Annotated in this window: 17 protein-coding genes; 9 read left to right on the top strand and 8 right to left on the bottom strand. The window is 39.5% G+C overall.

What is annotated here, in order from left to right:
• Window positions 1-73 precede the first annotated feature (73 nt).
• The 3 genes from KCG35_RS08880 to KCG35_RS08870 all read right to left on the bottom strand — a co-directional run bounded on the left by KCG35_RS08880 (window position 74) and on the right by KCG35_RS08870 (window position 2,292).
• Window positions 74-982, bottom strand: coding sequence for a hypothetical protein (locus tag KCG35_RS08880; RefSeq protein WP_215819331.1), 909 nt, complete (start codon window positions 980-982; stop codon window positions 74-76).
• Window positions 983-1,232: 250 nt separating this feature from the next.
• Window positions 1,233-1,865, bottom strand: coding sequence for a DNA-3-methyladenine glycosylase I (locus KCG35_RS08875; RefSeq protein WP_215819330.1), 633 nt, complete (start codon window positions 1,863-1,865; stop codon window positions 1,233-1,235).
• The gene (locus tag KCG35_RS08870) at window positions 1,840-2,292 is read right to left on the bottom strand and encodes a hypothetical protein (RefSeq protein WP_215819329.1); all 453 of its coding nucleotides are present in this window, start codon (window positions 2,290-2,292) and stop codon (window positions 1,840-1,842) included. The genes KCG35_RS08875 and KCG35_RS08870 overlap by 26 nt, the downstream gene beginning before the upstream one ends.
• A gap of 109 nt (window positions 2,293-2,401) precedes the next feature.
• Between KCG35_RS08870 and KCG35_RS08865 the strand changes: the two genes are divergently transcribed.
• Window positions 2,402-2,791 (top strand): SirB2 family protein, encoded by a 390-nt coding sequence (locus tag KCG35_RS08865; RefSeq protein ID WP_215819328.1) that lies wholly within the window; start codon window positions 2,402-2,404, stop codon window positions 2,789-2,791.
• A 63-nt stretch (window positions 2,792-2,854) separates the two neighbouring features.
• Here KCG35_RS08865 and KCG35_RS08860 read toward each other — a convergent pair whose 3' ends face one another.
• Window positions 2,855-5,563 carry a collagenase gene (locus KCG35_RS08860; RefSeq protein WP_215819327.1) on the bottom strand — a complete coding sequence of 903 codons (2,709 nt, stop codon included), beginning with the start codon at window positions 5,561-5,563 and terminating at the stop codon, window positions 2,855-2,857.
• A gap of 460 nt (window positions 5,564-6,023) precedes the next feature.
• Between KCG35_RS08860 and KCG35_RS08855 the strand changes: the two genes are divergently transcribed.
• The 7 genes from KCG35_RS08855 (at window position 6,024) to KCG35_RS08825 (ending at window position 13,395) form a co-directional block, all read left to right on the top strand.
• Window positions 6,024-6,728 carry a WbqC family protein gene (locus tag KCG35_RS08855; RefSeq protein WP_215819326.1) on the top strand — a complete coding sequence of 235 codons (705 nt, stop codon included), beginning with the start codon at window positions 6,024-6,026 and terminating at the stop codon, window positions 6,726-6,728.
• Window positions 6,718-7,686 carry a hypothetical protein gene (locus tag KCG35_RS08850; RefSeq protein ID WP_215819325.1) on the top strand — a complete coding sequence of 323 codons (969 nt, stop codon included), beginning with the start codon at window positions 6,718-6,720 and terminating at the stop codon, window positions 7,684-7,686. Before KCG35_RS08855 ends, KCG35_RS08850 begins: the two co-directional genes overlap by 11 nt.
• Window positions 7,683-8,240 (top strand): GNAT family N-acetyltransferase, encoded by a 558-nt coding sequence (locus KCG35_RS08845; RefSeq protein ID WP_215819324.1) that lies wholly within the window; start codon window positions 7,683-7,685, stop codon window positions 8,238-8,240. Before KCG35_RS08850 ends, KCG35_RS08845 begins: the two co-directional genes overlap by 4 nt.
• A gap of 44 nt (window positions 8,241-8,284) precedes the next feature.
• Window positions 8,285-9,067: a phytanoyl-CoA dioxygenase family protein gene (locus KCG35_RS08840; RefSeq protein ID WP_215819323.1), complete on the top strand. Its 783-nt coding sequence runs from the start codon at window positions 8,285-8,287 to the stop codon at window positions 9,065-9,067.
• 149 nt (window positions 9,068-9,216) lie between these two features.
• Entirely contained in the window at window positions 9,217-10,959 is a 1,743-nt protein-coding gene (locus KCG35_RS08835) for an ABC transporter transmembrane domain-containing protein (protein ID WP_215819322.1), read from the top strand.
• Window positions 10,949-12,736 carry an ABC transporter transmembrane domain-containing protein gene (locus tag KCG35_RS08830; protein ID WP_215819321.1) on the top strand — a complete coding sequence of 596 codons (1,788 nt, stop codon included), beginning with the start codon at window positions 10,949-10,951 and terminating at the stop codon, window positions 12,734-12,736. The genes KCG35_RS08835 and KCG35_RS08830 overlap by 11 nt, the downstream gene beginning before the upstream one ends.
• Before the next feature lie 146 nt (window positions 12,737-12,882).
• Window positions 12,883-13,395, top strand: a complete 513-nt coding sequence (locus KCG35_RS08825; RefSeq protein ID WP_215819320.1) for a GNAT family N-acetyltransferase — start codon at window positions 12,883-12,885, stop codon at window positions 13,393-13,395.
• A gap of 94 nt (window positions 13,396-13,489) precedes the next feature.
• Here KCG35_RS08825 and KCG35_RS08820 read toward each other — a convergent pair whose 3' ends face one another.
• The 4 genes from KCG35_RS08820 to KCG35_RS08805 form a co-directional block, all read right to left on the bottom strand.
• Window positions 13,490-14,107, bottom strand: a complete 618-nt coding sequence (locus KCG35_RS08820) for a hypothetical protein (protein ID WP_215819319.1) — start codon at window positions 14,105-14,107, stop codon at window positions 13,490-13,492.
• Between the two features lie 383 nt (window positions 14,108-14,490).
• Window positions 14,491-15,522 (bottom strand): asparaginase, encoded by a 1,032-nt coding sequence (gene ansA / locus KCG35_RS08815; protein WP_215819318.1) that lies wholly within the window; start codon window positions 15,520-15,522, stop codon window positions 14,491-14,493.
• Between the two features lie 144 nt (window positions 15,523-15,666).
• Entirely contained in the window at window positions 15,667-16,176 is a 510-nt protein-coding gene (locus KCG35_RS08810) for a hypothetical protein (protein ID WP_215819317.1), read from the bottom strand.
• A 65-nt stretch (window positions 16,177-16,241) separates the two neighbouring features.
• Complete coding sequence (locus KCG35_RS08805; RefSeq protein WP_215819316.1) at window positions 16,242-16,949, bottom strand: SDR family NAD(P)-dependent oxidoreductase; 708 nt, start codon at window positions 16,947-16,949, stop codon at window positions 16,242-16,244.
• A 613-nt stretch (window positions 16,950-17,562) separates the two neighbouring features.
• On the opposite strand from KCG35_RS08805, the gene ptsP reads away from it, so the two are divergent.
• Window positions 17,563-20,094: a phosphoenolpyruvate--protein phosphotransferase gene (gene ptsP / locus KCG35_RS08800; RefSeq protein ID WP_230409099.1), complete on the top strand. Its 2,532-nt coding sequence runs from the start codon at window positions 17,563-17,565 to the stop codon at window positions 20,092-20,094.
• Window positions 20,095-20,135 lie beyond the last annotated feature (41 nt).

The following is a 20,135-nucleotide window of genomic DNA, read 5'->3' as shown; positions in this document are numbered from 1 at the left end:
TAGGGATAAGCTCATGAATACAATAATCACTAACCCTTTGTTTGGAAACTTACATCCCTTACTGATAATATCGCTAATTACAAACATAGTGGTTTGTTGCCTGCAGTTGAGAAAGGATCGTGAGTCTCTTTAAGAGAGTTTGTTTCTGTAAATCTTTTAATTGACCATCAAGTAAGAAAGTATTTCTAGGTTTTTTATTTGATAGCTCGCTGATCAACTCACTTAACTTGTCATCTGGACAGACAATTACAGCACGAATATTTTCTTCACTCTTGACCATTTCATCTAAAATAGACCAAAAATTATCCCTGTCTTGTAAGTAGTAACTTGACATATCAACAATAAAGTCCTCAAAGCCAATAACTTCATTTTTATCAATATTTTTATTGATTAGCAGTAATTTAATGAGATCTTGATTGCTTGTTATAGACAGCTCGCTGACAACTTGTCTTGGTGTCAAAGTAATGTGTTTTATATAACTGAAGGAATTTTCTGTATTCATCTTTGATGAAGCTTTCTTATGTTGACGAATTAAGGAAGGCCATCCGCCATTTAAAAAATGAAACTTTGTAAACCCTTTGTTTTTTAGGTGATTACACGTTTGTTTGGCAAGTCCCCTGTCAAATCCATTATCAAGGATCAGTAAAGGCTTATGCTTTAAAAAGTGCTTACTTGGTAAGAGGTAAAGGGGAATTGAAAGAATGGTAGTGTCAGTCGGAGTATTAACGTCTGTAATGTTTATTAATTGGTATTGTGAAATCTGATCTAGTGGAACGATGTCAGAAAAGCAACTTTCAAACTGATTTTTAGCGTCGTTTTCACAAATTTGAAGTCCCTTATAATCAACAGAAATAGTATGAGCGGCTTGGACTTTGCCAATAATTAGTATATTGATTAAACACAATAAGGTTAGAGAATACCTGAGCTCTAATTTATAAAGCCTAAGCAATAAACAGATGTGCTTGCTGAAAAAAACTAACATTTATCAATTACTTCTTTAGCATTATTGCTGTTAAGTAATTAATGTAGATGATACTGCCAGAGTCTATTAGCTTTATTTGTATTTAAGGTGGCATTTATATAGCTATTTTGACTTGATATGAAACTTACTTATCTAGTAAGTTTTAATTTTTCATTTTGCTTAACAAAAATATAGGGTTATTTTACCAAGTATCTGCCAGTATTATATAAAAACAATATGAACTTAATCCTATTGATTGGAGTTTACAAACTTACAAAAAGGCTTTTCCTAAATCATGACATTCCTGATACTGAGGACACACCACCAGATGGTCGTTGACCATACCTACCGCTTGCATAAATGCATAACATATAGTGCTACCGACAAATGAAAAACCGGCTTTTTTAAGTGCTTTGGACATAGCGTCAGATTGGGGGGTATTCGTGGGAGCCTGGTCTAGGCTTTGCCAGTGGTTTTGAATGGGGCGGCCATCAACAAACTGCCAAAGAAACTCACTAAATGATACGTTACTGGATTGAATAGCCAAATATCCACGCGCATTTTTGATGATTGACTCAACTTTAAGACGATTTCTAACAATGCCAGAATTTTGTAAAAGTTGTTCAATTTTGTGTTGGTCATATTGAGCGATTATTTCTGGGTTAAATTGATCATATGCTTCTTCATAGTGCTGTTGTTTTCGTAAAATAGTAATCCAGCTTAACCCAGCTTGTTGTCCATCCAGACAGAGTTTGGCAAAAAGTTCTTGGTCGTCTTTAACCGGACGTCCCCATACTTCATCGTGATAACTGACATAGAGTGGATCTGTGCCGCACCATGGACAACGTTGAGCTTCAATATCAATGGATATTTTGGGTTTACGATGCGTCGTTTGCTTTTTCATTATGCTCATCAATCAATTGATTACTGCAGTAGTCACCTAACTGGGTCAGCGTGGAGATACAGCCCTGCCCTGATTTGTTTTGTTCTGCACAAAATGTTGTTGCCCAGGTTGCCATGGCGACATTCCCTTCTTTGTAAGGTGTTGCTTGGCAAAAAGCCAGTGTATCCTGGGTGTTATCAAAACATACCTGCATAAATAATTGTGCTTTTATTAAACAACTCATACTAAACGAGCCACAGTCACCAGCAAGTTTCGCTGACTCTTCTGCACACTGGGTTGCAGTATGAGTTTGGGCAAACTGGGTGGCATAATCCATTGTCTCCGTGAAGTCGCCTTCCTGACTTTTTATCCAGGATGTAAACCACCAAACGCCTATACCTGCTAATAAAGCCACAACAACCAAGATACCAAGAATCCATTTAATCATATTGTCTTGCATACCTGTTTGGATGAGTTTGACATATTAAGCATGACTATGTTGTATACGGCTAACTAAAAGCGTTTTTATATCAATAAAATGAAGATAAGGCGAATTAATGAGTTACTTTTTATGGAAGCACGTTCATTTAACCTGTGTGGCCCTAACCTTTATTTCATTTAGCGTACGAGCCTATGGCATGCTCACTGTTTCTCCTTGGCTCAATAGCCGTGTAGCACGTATTTTACCACATATTATTGATACAGTGCTGTTAGTAAGTGCAATCGTTTTGACGATAATACTTCAACAGTATCCGTTCATTCATGGTTGGTTAACGGCTAAAGTCTGTGCATTAATTGTTTATATTTTATTGGGAATGGTAGCGTTAAAACGAGGTAAAACGTATCAACGACGACTGTTTGCGCTTATTGGTGCCTATTTAGCTTTTTTTTATATCGTTGGTGTAGCGTTAACACGTAGTCCTCATTTAGGTCTATTATCTCTTTAAAAAAAGAAAAAGGCGATTGCAGATAAACTACAATTGCCTTATACCGCTTTGTTTTAAAACGTTTTATTTACGAAGAGGCGGTCTTGCTGTGCTATATCGACGTTGTTGCAATGGTGAATGCGCTAAGTTATCGCGAGGGTTAGAGACTGATGCAGGTTGAACATCGCTTGCCACATAACGGTCAGCTGCAATTATGGGGCTTGTTTGTGTTAACTTGCTATCACGCCATGTGGTGAATTTATCACCAAAATGTTCACCCAGTTTTTCCAGACGTTCTTTGTAAATGGATGAGTCTTTTTCACGTAAAGCACTGGCTAGATCCAAGTATTGTGTGGGAGTATTTTCATCTAAATACCAGTGTAGTAGGTAAGACCAGCGATATACCATATCATCACCCTTGTCATATGACGTTTGTGCGATATCAGTAAAACCTGGACGACGAGCCGGCGCATAGCGTTGCATAACACTCATACCTCGCTTGTTGCTTTCGCCATGGGCCATATACTCAGCCAGGCCTTCAGCCCACCATGTGGTCAATTGGAGCGGGTGGTGACCAAAGCGACCATATTGGTTGAAACGACTATCCAGGTAGTGGACATATTCATGACGTAAATTCCACACTTGCCACTCACTTAAATCATGGCGCTCATAAGCATAGAATCGAGCTTGATTACCTTTTTTGGCAGGATCACCTTCAATATAAATTCCACCATTGTCAGTGGATACTTCGAATAACACACCACCGTATTTATGCCAATCCTCTGGACTGTCAAAAATCACCAGCTCCAGATTTGAGTTATAATCGTCAGCAACGGGTTGTTGCTTAATGGAGCTGGTAAACTTTTGATGGAAAGTAGCTTCCATATCTTTAAGTTCACTACAGATATAACCTAATTGTGCCGTGGTTAACTCCTGTGCTTTCACTTTAAGTGTTGAGCTACAGGTATGCTCAACAGGCAGTACTTCATCTACTTTGTAAATATGACACAAGCCAGGAAAGTCTTTTTCACACGCTTGTTCGGCGGTGGTATTACGATCGTAGTAACGTGTTTTGTTTACGTAGTAGACATAAAAGTTACTTTTTAACTCTTCTTGATCGGCGTAGTGCTGATATTGTCGTACTAAATCTGCCGCATAATTATCGAGTTGCTTATTCCAATCGATATCATCGCGTAAATACAAATTACCCAGCGCTTCAATAGCGTTAAAGAGAACGAAGGCGTCTTTACCTTGCCACAGTCCTTGCTCACTAGCGCCGAGTTTAGCAACACGCTCTGCTAGATTTACTTGCTTAATTTTATCCTTCATTGACTTATAAGCATCTTCACGCGTATTTTTTGCGTGATAACCCAGCTCGTCGACGATATTCAGGGTTTCGAACATGCTATCAGCATGACGCTTAATATCACTGATGCCTGCTTGTTGATAATGCGTCAATAACTGTGCTACGACATCTATATGTGACAACAATTGTTCAGCAACTCTTGCCTGACGGAATAAACCGCTTATTGCAACAACATAGCCTTCTTGGACTGCTGCGGCATTTTCCTGCTTGGCATAAAAGTCTGACATTTGAGTCACAGCCAGTAATGCGTTATTGAGCTGTGCTAAATCCGCGACAGGGATTTCTTTCATATTGCCATAATAATTGAAGGCGCGGATGTAATAGAGCAATTTGTCCAAGTCACCATCAGTGATATCCCCACTGCGGGCAAGAAAGTCGATAGCCAGTGCTACATCATGCAAACGGTTGGTGGCACCATGATTGAAGGTAGGTGAAAAAAAGTCATTGCTTAAAACTTCTTTTACATTGGCTGAGAAATCGTCTTTTGATCGGTAATGGTCAACAGGTTTCTCGGGGGTTTTGGTAATAGGGGTTGTTGGTTTATTCGGTGATTTATTATCAACCTTTGGTTGTTTTGGCTTTGTTGTTGGGTTTTTATCAACGGGGGTTGTGGGCTGTTTTGTCGTTGGATTGTTATTAACGGGTGTGGTTGGTTGTTTAGGTGTACTTGGGTTATTAGTCGTGGGTGTAGTCGGCGTCACCGGTTGTGTGGGTTTGCGGTCTACAAAATTTAGCATTAATTGTACTGTAGCTACTTTAGACGTACTGTGGCCATCATTGGCTTGGAATTTAAATTCATCGTAGCTAGCTTGGTTACTTTGAGGCGTATAGGTATAACGTCCTGTTTTACGATTAAGCTTCAGCTTTCCATGTTTAGGTGCTTGAACAACCTGAAAGGTAATTTGATCCCGATCTTTATCTTGAGCCCAAACATGGCTGTGATGAGGCGCAAAAGACGTCAGTTGTTCTGCCTGGCCTCTCGCTTCAGGCGCTTGATTATTACTATGGGTTGAGCTGTTAGTGTTTGTGGGCTTAGTAGGTTGTACTGGTTGTTTTGTATTGGTGGTTGGATGAGTGGATTGCTTAACGGTAAACCTTAGTTGCACTGGCGCTGGAGAGGACCATAATTGTCCATCAAACACTCGAAAAGAAAACTCATCATAGTCTGCAGACTGTGTTGGTTCATAAGAATAACGACCAAGCTTAGGGTCTAATGTGACCTTTCCATGCCGAGCAGGCTTAACAACTTCAAACGTTAATGTTTTACCTTCTGGGTCCTGCCCCCATACCCAGCTTTGATGTTGACCTGCCTGTCGAACTGTTTCACTTTGACCGCGTACTTCTGGTGCTTGGTTTGCTGCCCATACTGCTACAGAAAGCTGACTAAGACCCACTAATAATACAGTGGACAATGATTTATGTACCATGATGCAATTCCTGCTAATTCTATATCTATACTCTTTCTAACGATTAGTTACATCGTTGAGAGTATTTAGGGCTTGTAAATATTTAGAAAAGAGTGCCAACCTACATCTATCCTGATGGGTGCTTATACGAGCAGGTAGGCGACACTGGTTGTGCAAGTTAATCAAATCACAAAAAAAATGTAATCTGTATTTTATTAATATTGTGAAATACTTGTCATTTTGTATGCCAATAGTGCTGTGAATGATCTTTATAAAAGGACTTTTGTGCAGGTATGCAGTGATTTCGGGTGTTGTGTGAACAATCGTTTAGGATAACGCTTTCGTGTGGAATATCATTCATACTCCGCCAATATCGTTTGTACAAAAAAAGATCAGCATATACACAACTATTGTGTAAGGAATATACATACTTTAGTAGTGAACTATAATACAAATAAACAACCGTTCAGACTGGAATTGAATGAAAACAATTGCCATTATGCAACCTTATTGGTTGCCTTATATAGGGTACTGGCAGTTAATCCACGCTGTGGATGAGTTTGTTTTATATGATACGGTCACTTATATAAAACAAGGTTGGATTAATCGAAATAAATTTATTGTGAACGGACATCCACAGTGGGTTACGCTATCTATAAAGCAAGCAAGCAGTCATACTTTAATTAAAGACATAGTGTTAGATGGAAATAAACAGAAAGTATTAAAAACGCTTATACAAAGTTATGCTCATACCCCTTATATTAACCAAATAAAACCTGTTTTATGTGAATGCCTGGAATACTCCTCAAATCACTTGGTTGACTATCTACATTTTTCACTCAATAAAATACTGACTTTATTAAATATAAAAAAGAAGGTAATTCGTGCATCAACCATTAAACATGATATGGCATTGCAAGGAGAAACAAAAGTCATAGATATTTGTCGGCAACTGAATGCCCATTGTTATATTAATATGTTAGGCGGGTGTAAGCTTTATAATTCGTCAACGTTTAAAGCGAATGGAATAAAATTGTTGTTTTTAGAAAAAAAACCATTTTATTATAACCAGTATAACCATCCTCATGACTTTATCGATAACTTATCTATCCTGGATATACTCATGAATAATTCTGTACAAGATGTTGTTGATTTTTTATCTTATTATAAACTCTATGAACAATAACTTATCTTTAGGTGGTTTTTTCGGGCTTGAGCTAAAAAGATACTTGCCTCTCTATAAGGATGTTACCCAATTCCATTTAGCAAGGCAGGCTGTTTATTGGGTGGTTAAACAAAAACAATGGAAAGTATTATGGTTGCCTTATTATATTTGTCCAGAGGTTACAAATTGGTTAGCTAAGATACCCGTGAAGTTGGCATTTTACTCACTGAAGCCCTCATTTGAACTGACTTCATTCCCCGCACTCGATAAACAAAGTGGTTTGCTCTGGATTAACTATTTTGGTATTCACAGTGAGTATCAGCAAACATTATTTAAAAATGTGCCAAAAAAACAGTGTATTATCGATAATTGCCAGGCACTGTTTAGTCCTCCTCTCCCGAACACTGCTACTGTTTATTCTCCTCGAAAATTCGTAGGGGTTTCTGATGGAGCCTGGTTAACAGGAAATATAGATCAGCAATTGGTTAATTCGTTACCTCAGGCAAGTTCATGGTCAACCTGTGGTTATTTATTAAAACGGCTAGACTTAGGTCCTGAACCCGCATTTACTGATTACCAACAACATGAAAAACAACTAGACCAAGCACCGTTACAGAGAATGTCAATCTTAACAGATACATTGTTACACTCTATTGACTATACTGATATTCTTCACCGCCGAGAAGATAATTTTGATTTTTGGCATCAACGTTTACAGGCAATCAATAACATCATTATACCTAAACCAGTATGCCCTGCTTTGTCTTACCCATTACTTGTTGATACGCCAAAGTTAAAATCCTACTTACTCAAACACCGTGTTTATATACCAACATATTGGCCAGGACTCGATGTATCCGTATTACCGCCGTTTGAAAAAACGTTGATGAGTAACCTGTGTTGCCTACCTATGGATCAACGGTATTCGAAACCTGATTTGGAAAAAATCTATCAGTTACTCGTGGAGTTTGGCTTATGAACTTAGTTGGTAATACCATAATATTGCGAGCAATAGAAAGAAATGACTTGCCGTTACTCCATCAATGGAGCAATGACCCTGAAATATGGCACTGGTTAGTTGGCTGGCACTTTCCTTATACACAACACTCCATTAATCAATGGTGGGAAACGTTACATACAAATAAAGAGCGTTTTATTTTTGCTATAGAGCTAAAGAATAAAGAGCTTGTTGGGACTATCAGTTTATCTGATATTGACTGGAAAAATCGTAATGCATTTCATGGTTTATTTGTTGGTAATAAAACACATCGCGGTCAGGGCATTGGTTTTGATGCGCTCTATACACTGATGAAATTTGCATTTTATGAGTTGGGATTGCAACGAATTGATACTGATATCATAGAGTATAACGAGTCTTCACTGGCTTTCTATACAAAAAAGTGCGGTTGGCATATTGAGGGACAACGAAAACAATGGTTCTATCGGCAAGGTCAGTATTGGGATAAATATCTGGTGGGGATCACTCGTGATCAATTTAATACATTTGAACAAAGTTTATCAAAGCAGAATTAATTATTCATTCCCATAGGAAAGCCAACTGGAAAGAGCAATAGTTTATGTCTACTGACGAAAAAAACTTAAGTAAATATCAACAAGAATTCAATAATCATGGCTTTTTTATACTCAAAAATTGTCTGCAACAAGATATCATTTCTCAGTTGGCTGCAGGCTATGAGCAAATAAAACCCGTCTATAAAACAATACATCAACAACTTAACTACCATCAACAGGGGGATGGTGTTTGCCATCATATTATCATCTTTGGTTTTCCTTTTTTGTTATTTCTTGAATATTTACCTGTTGCGTTATTAACTCGACTGTTTGGTGGCCCTTGTATTCTGAACTCATATAGTATCTTTGATAATAACCATGATGTTTATGTTAGAAATATTCATCAGGATTCAAAGTTATCCCATTTGCCCTTCCCTGCTATGCTCAATGCACTCATACCTTTAGACACGTTTACACCTGACACAGGAGGTACTTATATATTTCCTAAAGCCAAAATGACTCAAACAAAACCAGACGACCAAACTTTTTTTAAGGAAGCGAAGCCGCTATTACCAGAGCAAGGTGATATTCTTTTTTTTGATGGATACTTATGGCACTGTGCTGGAAAAAATGTAACCAACCTCCCACGTCGAGCAGCGACATTGACATTTACACGGCCTTTTATTAAGCCGCAATTTGATTACTGCAAAGCATTAGGATATGACTTTTGCTCTAGTTTATCCGAAAATACGAAACAATTACTGGGGTATAATGCGCGAATACCATCACAGTTGATGGAATGGTATAAGCCAGTAAAAGAACGCTTTTACAAAAAAAATCAATATTAGCGTTGTGTTTAGTAATATGATTAAGGGCTTAGTCTATTGACAATTAATTGAATAAAACGATTGGGTCATTTTGCTTTTTTGTTATGCTATTAATCTGCTTCTGACAAGTCATCCATGTCGAAGAATATTTTAAGTTAAAGGCGTAACTTATGCATTTATTTTGGAAGTTGCGATGGTTTTTCCAACTAGAGCGTAAACGTTATCTTTCTGCAGTGACTGCTCTCCTCATTATTTCTGGTTTAGTGATGATTCCGCCTAAATTGGCCGGATACATTGTTGATCAGATCAACCAACAGCATTTGAATGCAGATCAATTATTGCAATACTGTGGGGGCTTAGCCTTATTAGCATTATTTATTTATGGATTGCGCGTGCTATGGCGCATATGGCTCTTTGGTGCCTCTCATCATTTAGGCGCCATACTACGTCAGCAACTTTTTAATCGGTTAGTCAGTTGTAACTCTGCTTTTTATCAGCAACATCCAAGTGGTGACTTGCTTGCGCGTGCCACTCAAGACGTTGATGCCGTCGTTATGACTGCTGGTGAAGGTGTTTTGGCGATGATTGATGGCTTGTTAACGGGTATTATTGTGTTATTTATCATGTCGTTTTTTATCTCATGGCCGCTAACGCTTGTTGCACTTTTGCCCTGGCCAGTGATGGGCTTTTTTATGTATCGCATCAGCCAACAACTTTTTTCTGCTTTTCATACATCACAAACAGCATTTAGTGAATTGAATGATTGTGTGCAAGAACAGTTATCGGGTATCAGATTAGTGAAAGCCTGTGGGCAAGAACACTATGCTCAACACCTTTTCCAACAACAAGCAGTCAAAGCAACAGATGCTTCTTTTGCGGTTGCCAAAGTGGATAGTCAATATGATCCTGTTATTACTTTAACGGTTGCGAGTTCTTTTTTATTATCAGTGGCTTTTGGCGGTTGGCTAGTTGCGAACAATAGGATAACACTGGGTGAGTTGACCAGTTTTACAATGTATCTTGGTTTTTTAATATGGCCTATGTTTGCTTTTGGCTGGTTATTGAACATTATGGAGCGTGGTGCAGCCGCTTATGAACGTGTCCAAAGCTTAATAGATGAAGCAATACCACTGCCAGAAGGCAAAGCATCCTTTTCTGCTCAAACAATCAGTATAAACCTTGAATTACATCATTTTCATTATCCAGCTTACAGTACATGTGTTTTACATGCGCTAAAAATTCAGGTTTCTTCTGGTCAGACACTGGGTATTTTAGGCCCAACAGGTTGTGGAAAAAGTACTGTGTTAAAGCTATTGATGGGACTCTATCCATGCAGTAACTTACAACTGTTCTTTAATGAACACAGTTATCGTGTATGTACTGCTCACTCTTGGCGTAAGCACATTGCTTATGTGCCTCAAGATCCTTTTTTATTTTCAATGAGTATTGCGGAAAATATTGCGTTAGGAAAACCTGATGCATCCATTGAAGAAATACAACAAGCTGCTCAAATAGCGGACATTCATGAAGATATTACGCTATTTCCACAGGGCTATAATACACAAGTGGGTGAACGAGGGGTTACTTTATCTGGAGGTCAGCGGCAACGATTAGCCATTGCACGTGCATTATTATTAGACGCGCCATTGCTTATTTTAGATGATGCATTGTCAGCTGTTGATGTGAAAACGGAGCAAGCTATTCTGTCTAATCTTAAACATGTACGACAAAACTGTACCACTATCATTGCTGGACATCGGATCAGTGCTACTACTGATGCTGATCAGATTATCGTTTTGCAACAAGGTAAGTTAATAGAACAAGGCAAGCATAATGAGCTATTGAATCATAATGGTTGGTATGCTCAAGCTTATCACTACCAGCAATTAGAGCAACGGATCAATGCCCGCTAAACCAAAATCAACTTCCCTTTCTCTTTGGTGCGTAATTATACGTTTACTGGGTTTTAGCCGACATCTTCCTCAACAGTGGAGATGGGCTATAGGCCTACTTGTTATAGGTACTGTTGCACAAGTTAGTGGTCCTATTCTTGTCAAAATATTTATCGACGACTACTTAATGACAGGTTCTTACCCATGGTTACCTTTAGTGGTACTAACCTCGGGTTATATTTTGTTTCATATTACAGGCGCTTTTGCTGCTTATTATGAAACAATCAATTTCTATCAAATTGCACTTAAAGTCATTGAGCGAATTCGGCTTGAAACATTTGCTAACGTTTTGCATTTGCCTTTACGTTTTTTTGATCAAACCTCTACTGCTTGGGTTATTTCTAGAGTGAGTAATGATACTGAGGTGATAAAAGACTTATTTGTTCACGTACTGGCAAGCATGCTGAAAAATACAGTATTAGTTGTAGGTATTTTCATAGCAATGGCTATATTAGATTGGCAATTAATGCTTATTACTGCGGCTATTTTGCCTGTTACGGTGATCTGTATGGTTGCTTATCAACGCTTAAGTGCCCCTTTATTTCAACGAGTTAGAAGTTTACTAAGTGAAATAAACACTCGCTTAAACGAATCGATTCAAGGAATGGCGCTTATTCAAATATTCAACCAACAGTCTCGTTTTAAACAGCATTTTTCTAATACAGTTTTAGCACACTATCAAGCTCGATTGAAAACGGTTTTGTTGGATGGGTTGATGCTTCGAGCCGCTATTGATTTACTCGCAATGCTAGTGCTTGCAGGATTATTGTTGGGTTTTGGTTATCAAGCACTCTCATCAATCGCTGAAATAGGTGTAATTTATGCGTTTATAAACTATGTGAATCGCTTTACTGAACCTCTGATCGAGATGACACAGCGACTGAACCTATTACAACAAGCTATTGTAGCTGCTGACCGGGTTTTCCAGTTATTAGACCAACCAGGTAATGCTACTCAAAAATTACCAAAAGCCAATGCCCCTGTTAGAGAAATAATCCACCATGCCAATATTGAATGTCATCAGGTATCGTTTGCTTATGAAGCAGATAACACTGTTTTGGATAGTATTAGCCTTTTTATTCCAGAAGGAACATTTTGTGCGATAGTGGGCCACACAGGGAGTGGTAAAAGTACTTTGGCCAGTTTGCTTTTAGGGCTCTATAGTCCAGTAAAGGGGGATATTAAGGTTGATGGTCATTCATTATCGGCTATCAATAAACAGGTTTTGCACCAATTTATTGGCATCGTGCAGCAAGAACCTTTCTTATTTAGTGGAACTATTCGAGATAATTTAAGTTTTGGTGTTACAGTAGATGAAGATGAATTAAACTCAGCTATCAGCGCTGTTGGTTTACAGGAAACATTAGAACAACTACCTAATGGCCTTGAAACTCACATTGGTGAACGAGGACTCAACCTTTCTACGGGACAACGGCAGCTTATCTGTTTAGCTCGAGTATTATTAAGAAAACCTAAAATGCTTATTTTGGATGAAGCAACAGCTAATATTGATAGTGAAACAGAGCAGCAAATTTTAGAAACACTGCAAATGATGCATGGTAAGATCACCATTATTGCGATTGCACATAGGTTATCTACGATAACACATGCTGATAAGATTTTTGTGTTAGCTAAGGGAAAGCTTGTACAGCAAGGGCATCATTCTTGTTTACTTACCGTTGGTGGAGTTTATAGGGATATTTATGAGTTACAACAATTTAGTGGTGCAGTCGGTTAAAATTTTTACTTATTTGTGTTGGGATGGTCTAAATATTGAGTTTATGAATTCCCATTAATTGCTTGTTATTTTTAGTGTAAAGCTTTAAACAGGTTGCAACAAAGCAGTAATATTTAATAAAGAGAAAGATAGTTAGGAGTTTACTTGTGAGTTCAGCTTTTCAACTTAATGATTCTCGATTATCACTTCGTTGGGCTAAGCCAGAGGATGTCCCTCTTATTCACTCCATGATTAAAGGTTTGGCAGACTATGAACAACGCCCCCATGATATGATTGCCAGGCCAGAAAATTTACATGAATGTTTATTTGGTGAGTCTCCCCTTGCAGAAACAATTCTTGCGTTTTATCAGGATCAAGCGGCTGGCTTTGCTTTATTTCAAACCTTATACAGTACCTTTTTAGGCAAACGTTATCTTTATTTGGAGGATATTTTTATTCTTCCTAGATTTCGTGGTAAAGGTATTGGAAAACACCTTTTTACTTCGCTAGCCACAGTTTGTCTATCTCGTGGTTATGCTGGTCTAGAGTGGAGTGTACTTGATTGGAACGACCCTGCAATTGGCTTCTATAAAGCGCTTGGGGCGACAAAAGCGTCTGGGCATTTATATTATGCTCTAACAGGTAACGCTCTGCGCCGCCTAAGTAATAAAGCATCTTAATAAGCTTTGATAACCCTTTGAAATATAACAATTCATTCAAGCAGCAGGGTGCATTTGCTATGCACCCTGCTCACAATAAAGCGTTTGTTCTTCCTTAGGTTATGAGCTTAATAGAACTCTTGTTGCGCTGAGGGCGCCACAGCAATAGAACGGATACCATTAGCCCTAGACTAAAAGGTTCACTGATGGCACTAGCCGTTAGTAACTGTACATCATCAATGAGTAAATGACCTTTACCTGGTATACCAAACCCTTGAAAACCAAATGCTTGATTAAAGGGAATTCCATCCATGCCAAAGGTAAACGTAAACGTATGCCATTTACCTACTTCTCCTGTGAGGTTTAAATGGTCAGAAACTGACATGCCGTTTTCCATCATAAGAAATGTGGCCGCAACATTCTCATCAGTAATTAACCATTTAAACTGAAGTTTATCCCCTGCTTGCCAAGTCAGCATATTATTCAATAAAGCACTACTTGTCGGTAAGCTAGCCATATACGCGCCTTCCGAAGCTTTGTAATGATTTCCATCTTGTGACACAACATCTTTTACAGCTTCAACTGGCTTAGGATTAGCATCATAATACCAACCATCATCAATATCAGCTGACTCAAACCCACCATTTCGAATAATTCCAGCCTGCACCTGCACCGCAGATATACTCAAAAATGCCACCGCAAAAACCGCAAAGCTGGCAAGTTGTTTTTTCATGATCCTCTCTCAAGGTAAAAAGTCCATATTTAGTACATGAAACCAACTCAGGTAAAATGCCACCCGCTTCTGCCAGCATTTAATTTTTATTGTCGTCCTTGTTGGCAATATAGTCTGTGGCTTCATCCCTGATGTTGAACATGTCACCACGCAGCTTTTCACTACAACTGAATCACATACAAATACACAAGCGACTTTTATTTACTGAGACAAAACCTCGTAAAAGCCTGCTGGTGTCAATATACACAATTACACTTCAGTAGCAGTACTACGCGTAACAGTATTTCACATGCTGTAGAAAAAAACTGTCGTAAATTCCACATTTTAGCTTAGCTAGTTTATATATTGCTTAATTATTCACTATTGAGTGCCATTGGACGTTATTAGGACTGTGCGGTTAACTCACCTCTTAAATCCTGTTGGATAAGCTTCTCTACTTGCTGAGATGAATAACCTTTACCAAATAAATAAAATAATTTAGTGAGTGCGGCTTCAGGGGTCATATCATAACCACTGACCACCCCCGCAGCCGCCATACCTGTTCCTGTCGCATACCCCGTAATATTGACTCGTCCTGACCAACACTGTGTACAATCAACTAATACTACTCCTCGTTGATGAGCCTCTTGTAAAGCTGCAACAAAATTAGGATCAGCGCTAGGCCCATTACCAACCCCATATGCTTGTATCACAGCCCCTTTAAGTGGTGACTGCAAAAAGTTACTGACGACCTCTGCTGTTATCCCAGGAAAAAGCCAAAGAATACCTACATAAGGATCCATTTCTTTATGTAAGCTTAACCCACCATGTTCTGCTGTTGGCTCAGCACGCTTCAGTTGGTGATTGACTTCAATATTGATACCTGCAATCGCCAACGGGGGAAAATTAGGTGATGCAAAAGCAGATAAGTTATCGCAATGTGCTTTTACTGCACGACAACCACGGTATAAATTTTGGTCAAAATAAAGCGATACTTCAGGAATTGATTCATGTGCAGCAATAAGCAAGGAATTCGTTAAATTTCTAATAGCATCAGTCCGAGGCTCAACCATGGGTATCTGAGACCCAGTAAATACTACTGGCTTATGTAAATTCTCCAGCATAAACGATAGTGCTGATGCACTATATGCCATAGTATCCGTACCATGAAGAACAATTATGCCATCATATTCATCTATTCGCTGAGCGACCACTTCTGCAATCATCACCCAGTTACGAGGTGTCATATTTGATGAGTCTAGCAAGGGTGAAAACTCATATATGTCATATTCTGGCATGACATCGCTATGAAACACGGGGTTATTTTGCATCATTTCAGCTAGAAAACCGGGTGCAGGAGCCCAGCCGTTAGCGGTCTTCTTCATACCAATGGTACCACCGGTATAGGCGATAAAAACTTTCTTCTTGCGAGACATGCATTGCTCCATGATTAATGGCTTAGCATTGTGTCAATGACACAGTAGACATAACCTTGTCACGGTTACTTTGACGCGCATTGTAAAGAGGCTGAAAATAAATTCCTACCCTATAGAAATACTCAACAATGGCCGTGTAATGATTTACACCTGAACAGCACGTCCAAGATAAACAGAACCTTCATTTACACGCGTAGCCAATTCTGGCAGAATTTTTAACAGCACAGCTTGTGGTGACAGATTATTTTCTCGTGCATGATCTAATCGGTGAAACAAATCCTGCAACTCACCTTCCAGTACATGGACTCCATCCCCTGCGAGTGTAAAGAAAAAGTCATTGCCATACTCTTCATGCTCATATTCCACAGCATTAAAGTATGAGAAGAAACGCTGAGCACCAGCCTTGGCTAGAGCATGAATTAAGTCGCTTGAAGCAATTCTACCACTGTCTAACTCCCACCAAATACAGGTTAAACCACTGTCTCCCACAGACTCTATACAGTCTGGACTGGGTACTTCAGCAATTTCAAGAGGGCGAGGATTCGGGTTTTCCTGCGTGGTTTTACTCTTTAACTGATGTAACAACACAGCGACCTGGTTACGTGTAGCGTCATCATTAAAGAGTGCATGTAGGGCCACAGATAGTGCAGACATAATGAGTGTCTTCCCAAATATCAATTTTAGTTTTTATTACATATCCCTGTTCAGTTGTTAGAAATTTATCGTTTTAGTTTATTAATGACTATATCTGACGTATAACAACTGCTCATCTCTTGTAAATTCAACAGTATAATTCTCGCTACTTCATCTGGATCCATGTACTGCGAATACTGATCATGTGTAACAGTACCTTTTTGCCAAAAGGCTGTCCGCATTCCACTGGGATACACACCGACTACTTGTATGTTAGTCCCAGCAAGCTCTGCCCGTAAAGCTTCTGTAAAACCTCGACATCCCCACTTCATTGCACAGTATACAGTTTCGTTTGCTTTACCTACCTGAGCTGCACTGGACATCACATTAATAAGCGTTCCAGCAGAGTCCTGATGACGAAATAAACCTAAGGCGGCTTGTGCAACTAACATCATGCTGATCAAATTATCGTTCACCATGTGTTGTATAGTTACTTGGTTATAATTAGCTAAAGGACCAAATTTACCAGAGCCCGCACAACAAAAGACCTTGGTAAATGGTGCCTGCCAAACAGCAAGCTCAGAAAATATTTGACTCACCTCTTCTTCACAGGATAAATCCACTACAAAAGGCGTAACCTGTTTATACTGCGTCACTAACTGCTCAAGCTTATCCAAACTCCTGCCAAGCGCAACAACATGATAGCCTTGTGATGACAATTGTGCTGTTAAAGCAGCTCCTAGCCCACTACCTGCCCCCGTAACAACAACATTTTGATTTAATTCAGCCGACATCAGCGCCTCACTTAATATACATTCAAGCCCATTGGTTTAGGACCTTTCAATCTCTTCTTGTTCTACGCTATACCACAGCTTATGTATACTTGTTTATGCACTCGCTAACAATCATGAAGTTTCGTTCTATATCAGTAGATCTACGTTACAGCCTTGTGAAGACTGACAATAATGCTTCGCTATTTCCGTATTGTGTTAGTGAAGCTAGATCCATTACTATACCCCACGTTTTCCTATTTCATTATTTACTACCCAATGGACTTTTTTGACCAAGCACTTTAAAGACACTCATATCATTCATATTTAAATTAAATATATCTTTACAAATCCCCCGCCTTTTTTACGTAAGTATCTTTTAGGCAACACTAATAATAGTTTGTCTTCCTTTGTAATACTCCTGTTACAAAGCTGAGCGTTACTGGGTATATCCTTACACTTTGTTGCCTACCTCATCCTGCTTAATTGCGATAAATCAAGTATTTTAAGAAGCACGGTGCCTACACTGAATTTACTAAATTAAGCAGCATTTAAAAGACTGCATATAACAATATCCGCAGCATGCCTTGCCCAAAATGGCTTTTAATCCGTGTGGGTATGGAAGGAGATGTTAATAATGCCCCAAGCAGTTTCTGCCAAGAAAATTGTCCTTAAAGCCCCTTTTACGGGATATTTACTTCCCATAACTGAAGTGCCTGATCCAGTGTTTTCTCAAAAAATGGTGGGTGATGGTATTTCTATTGATCCTGTCACTAATTGCTTACTGGCACCTTGTAGTGGTGAAGTAAGCCAACTCCATTCAGCTAATCATGCGGTAACCATTGCTACTCCAGACGGTATCGAGGTAATGATACATATTGGTTTAGAAACCGTAATGCTGAAAGGAGAAGGCTTTAAGCCACTAGTAAAGAAAGGTGATAAAGTAAACATGGGTGATGCACTGATTGAGTTTGATATGGATATTGTTGCCTCTAAGGCTGCAAGCCTACTTACTCAAATTGTTATTACCAATAGTGACCAAGTTGCAAAATTCCAATATGCCGAAGGTCCAGTTGAAGCTAGCCGCGATACAGTATTAACCCTACATTTGGGCGAATATACTGAATCCACTACAGAAGCTTCTAGCGAAATCGTTACGACTGAATCTTTTGCAATTCCTAACCCTTCTGGCTTACATGCCCGCCCAGCAGCAGTACTGAGTAGTCTTGCAAAAAAATACAAATCTGCTGTTCACCTTCATAAGGGTGACCAACAAGCTAACGCTAAATCAGTTGTTGCGATCATGGGCTTAGATGTAGGCCACAATGAAGAAGTTTATCTTTCTGCCTCTGGTGAAGATGCTGAAGCAGCCTTAGCAGAAGTCAAGAATGCCATGTTAGACGGGCTGGGAGAAAAAGGTGCGGAACCTGTTAAGAAAAAGCGGGTACCACATGGTGTCAAACCTCACCCTGAAACCAGCGATGATCCTAACCTACTGTGTGGTGTAAGCGCCTCTCCAGGCCTGGCTCATGGCTTTATAGTACAGAAAAAACAACAACAGTTTGATGTTCCAGAAACAGGCGAAGCACCTGCTATTGAGCGTCAAATGTTGCAAACTGCAATTGAACACAGTAAGCAACAGCTATTAGCCCTTCAGCACAAAATGGCCGCAGATGGTGATGCCGAAAATGCCAAAATATTTGAAGCCCACTGTGAGTTACTAGACGATCCCGACTTACTCGACATTGCTAATGACGCGATTGATCAAAACAAAAGTGCTGCTTTTGCTTGGCAAGATGCTGTCAACACGCATGTTAAAGTCTTGTCTTCTCTCAGCAACGACTTGATGGCACAGCGTGCTAATGACTTAAGAGATGTTGGCCGTCGTGTATTGGGTTGCTTATTGGGTGAAGAAGAAAGCCACATGGAGCTTCCAGAAAATGCCATCTTGGTCGCAGAAGACTTAACCCCTTCTGATACCGCTAATCTGGACCGTAGCAAAGTCATTGGTTTATGTACTGTACTCGGAGGCACTTCTTCACATGCGGCAATTATCGCTCGCTCTCTAGACGTACCATACGTTGCAGGCCTTAATGAACATTTACTTGAAGTTGCTAACAATACACCAGCAATTTTAGATGGCGGTAAAGGCGAGCTTCGCTTAAATCCTGATCAGGCGACTATTGATGATGCCATTGCCCGTAAAAAGGCAATTGCTAAAAAACGCCAAGCGGATTTAGCAGCAGCTAATAATCCTGCTGTAACTGTTGATGGTCACCGTATTGAGGTCGCAGCCAATATTGGTAATGAGCAAGAAGCCGTTGAAGCGGTCAAAATGGGTGGCGAAGGTGTTGGTCTGTTACGCTCAGAGTTTCTTTATCTTGACCGCACTACTGAACCCAGTGAAGAAGATCAATTAGCTATTTATAGCAATATAGCTAATACCCTTGGAAAGAATCGTCCACTTATCATCCGTACCCTGGATGTGGGTGGTGATAAACCCCTACCCTACCTGCGCTTACCTGACGAAGAAAACCCATTTTTGGGACAGCGTGGTATCCGAATCGGCCTAGCCTATCCAGATATTCTCCGCACTCAAATTCGGGCAATCTTAAAAGCCGCCAATGGCTGTAAGATGCGCATTATGTTTCCAATGATTGCCAACCTTGATGAACTCCGTCAAGCAAAAGCCATCATTCGGGAAGAACAAGAAAAACTAAATGTTGGTTCCATTGAAATAGGTATCATGGTTGAAGTGCCTGTTACTGCAGTGATGGCAGAGCAATTCGCCCGTGAAGTTGACTTCTTCTCAATTGGAACTAACGACCTCACTCAATACACTCTAGCGATGGATCGGGGACACCCTGAACTGGCTGCGAAAATCGATAGCCTCCATCCAGGTATTTTACGTCTCATCAAACAAACCGTTGAAGGCGCTCACCAGCATGGCAAATGGGTAGGAGTATGTGGTGCTGTCGCTTCTGACCCTCAGGCAGTACCTCTTCTTGTCGGGCTAGGTGTGGATGAGTTGAGTGTTAGTGTTCCTTGTATACCTGAAATAAAAGCTCAGATTCGAGAACTCAAGCTGGCTAACTGCCAACAATTGGCCGAAAAGGCGCTCAATCTAGAGTCTGCAGCCGAAGTAAGAAAAATTAATTTAGAAAAATGAAATGAGCAGTACAAAACAAATTAAATAAAAAAGCAGTTTCC

The sequence above is a fragment of the Zooshikella harenae genome (genome assembly GCF_018837975.1).
GTDB classification, from domain to species: Bacteria; Pseudomonadota; Gammaproteobacteria; order Pseudomonadales; family Zooshikellaceae; genus Zooshikella; species Zooshikella harenae.
Note: the sequence above shows the minus strand (reverse complement) of the source record. Positions and strands in the feature narration are given on the sequence as shown.

What these genes read in the sequence shown, in the direction of transcription:
- KCG35_RS08880 (WP_215819331.1), bottom strand. Translation starts at nt 982, where the DNA reads ATGTTAGTTTTTTTCAGCAAGCACATCTGTTTATTGCTTAGGCTTTAT.
- KCG35_RS08875 (WP_215819330.1), bottom strand. Translation starts at nt 1,865, where the DNA reads ATGAAAAAGCAAACGACGCATCGTAAACCCAAAATATCCATTGATATT.
- KCG35_RS08870 (WP_215819329.1), bottom strand. Translation starts at nt 2,292, where the DNA reads ATGATTAAATGGATTCTTGGTATCTTGGTTGTTGTGGCTTTATTAGCA.
- KCG35_RS08865 (WP_215819328.1), top strand. Translation starts at nt 2,402, where the DNA reads ATGAGTTACTTTTTATGGAAGCACGTTCATTTAACCTGTGTGGCCCTA.
- KCG35_RS08860 (WP_215819327.1), bottom strand. Translation starts at nt 5,563, where the DNA reads ATGGTACATAAATCATTGTCCACTGTATTATTAGTGGGTCTTAGTCAG.
- KCG35_RS08855 (WP_215819326.1), top strand. Translation starts at nt 6,024, where the DNA reads ATGAAAACAATTGCCATTATGCAACCTTATTGGTTGCCTTATATAGGG.
- KCG35_RS08850 (WP_215819325.1), top strand. Translation starts at nt 6,718, where the DNA reads ATGAACAATAACTTATCTTTAGGTGGTTTTTTCGGGCTTGAGCTAAAA.
- KCG35_RS08845 (WP_215819324.1), top strand. Translation starts at nt 7,683, where the DNA reads ATGAACTTAGTTGGTAATACCATAATATTGCGAGCAATAGAAAGAAAT.
- KCG35_RS08840 (WP_215819323.1), top strand. Translation starts at nt 8,285, where the DNA reads ATGTCTACTGACGAAAAAAACTTAAGTAAATATCAACAAGAATTCAAT.
- KCG35_RS08835 (WP_215819322.1), top strand. Translation starts at nt 9,217, where the DNA reads ATGCATTTATTTTGGAAGTTGCGATGGTTTTTCCAACTAGAGCGTAAA.
- KCG35_RS08830 (WP_215819321.1), top strand. Translation starts at nt 10,949, where the DNA reads ATGCCCGCTAAACCAAAATCAACTTCCCTTTCTCTTTGGTGCGTAATT.
- KCG35_RS08820 (WP_215819319.1), bottom strand. Translation starts at nt 14,107, where the DNA reads ATGAAAAAACAACTTGCCAGCTTTGCGGTTTTTGCGGTGGCATTTTTG.
- ansA (WP_215819318.1), bottom strand. Translation starts at nt 15,522, where the DNA reads ATGTCTCGCAAGAAGAAAGTTTTTATCGCCTATACCGGTGGTACCATT.
- KCG35_RS08810 (WP_215819317.1), bottom strand. Translation starts at nt 16,176, where the DNA reads ATGTCTGCACTATCTGTGGCCCTACATGCACTCTTTAATGATGACGCT.
- KCG35_RS08805 (WP_215819316.1), bottom strand. Translation starts at nt 16,949, where the DNA reads ATGTCGGCTGAATTAAATCAAAATGTTGTTGTTACGGGGGCAGGTAGT.
- ptsP (WP_230409099.1), top strand. Translation starts at nt 17,563, where the DNA reads ATGCCCCAAGCAGTTTCTGCCAAGAAAATTGTCCTTAAAGCCCCTTTT.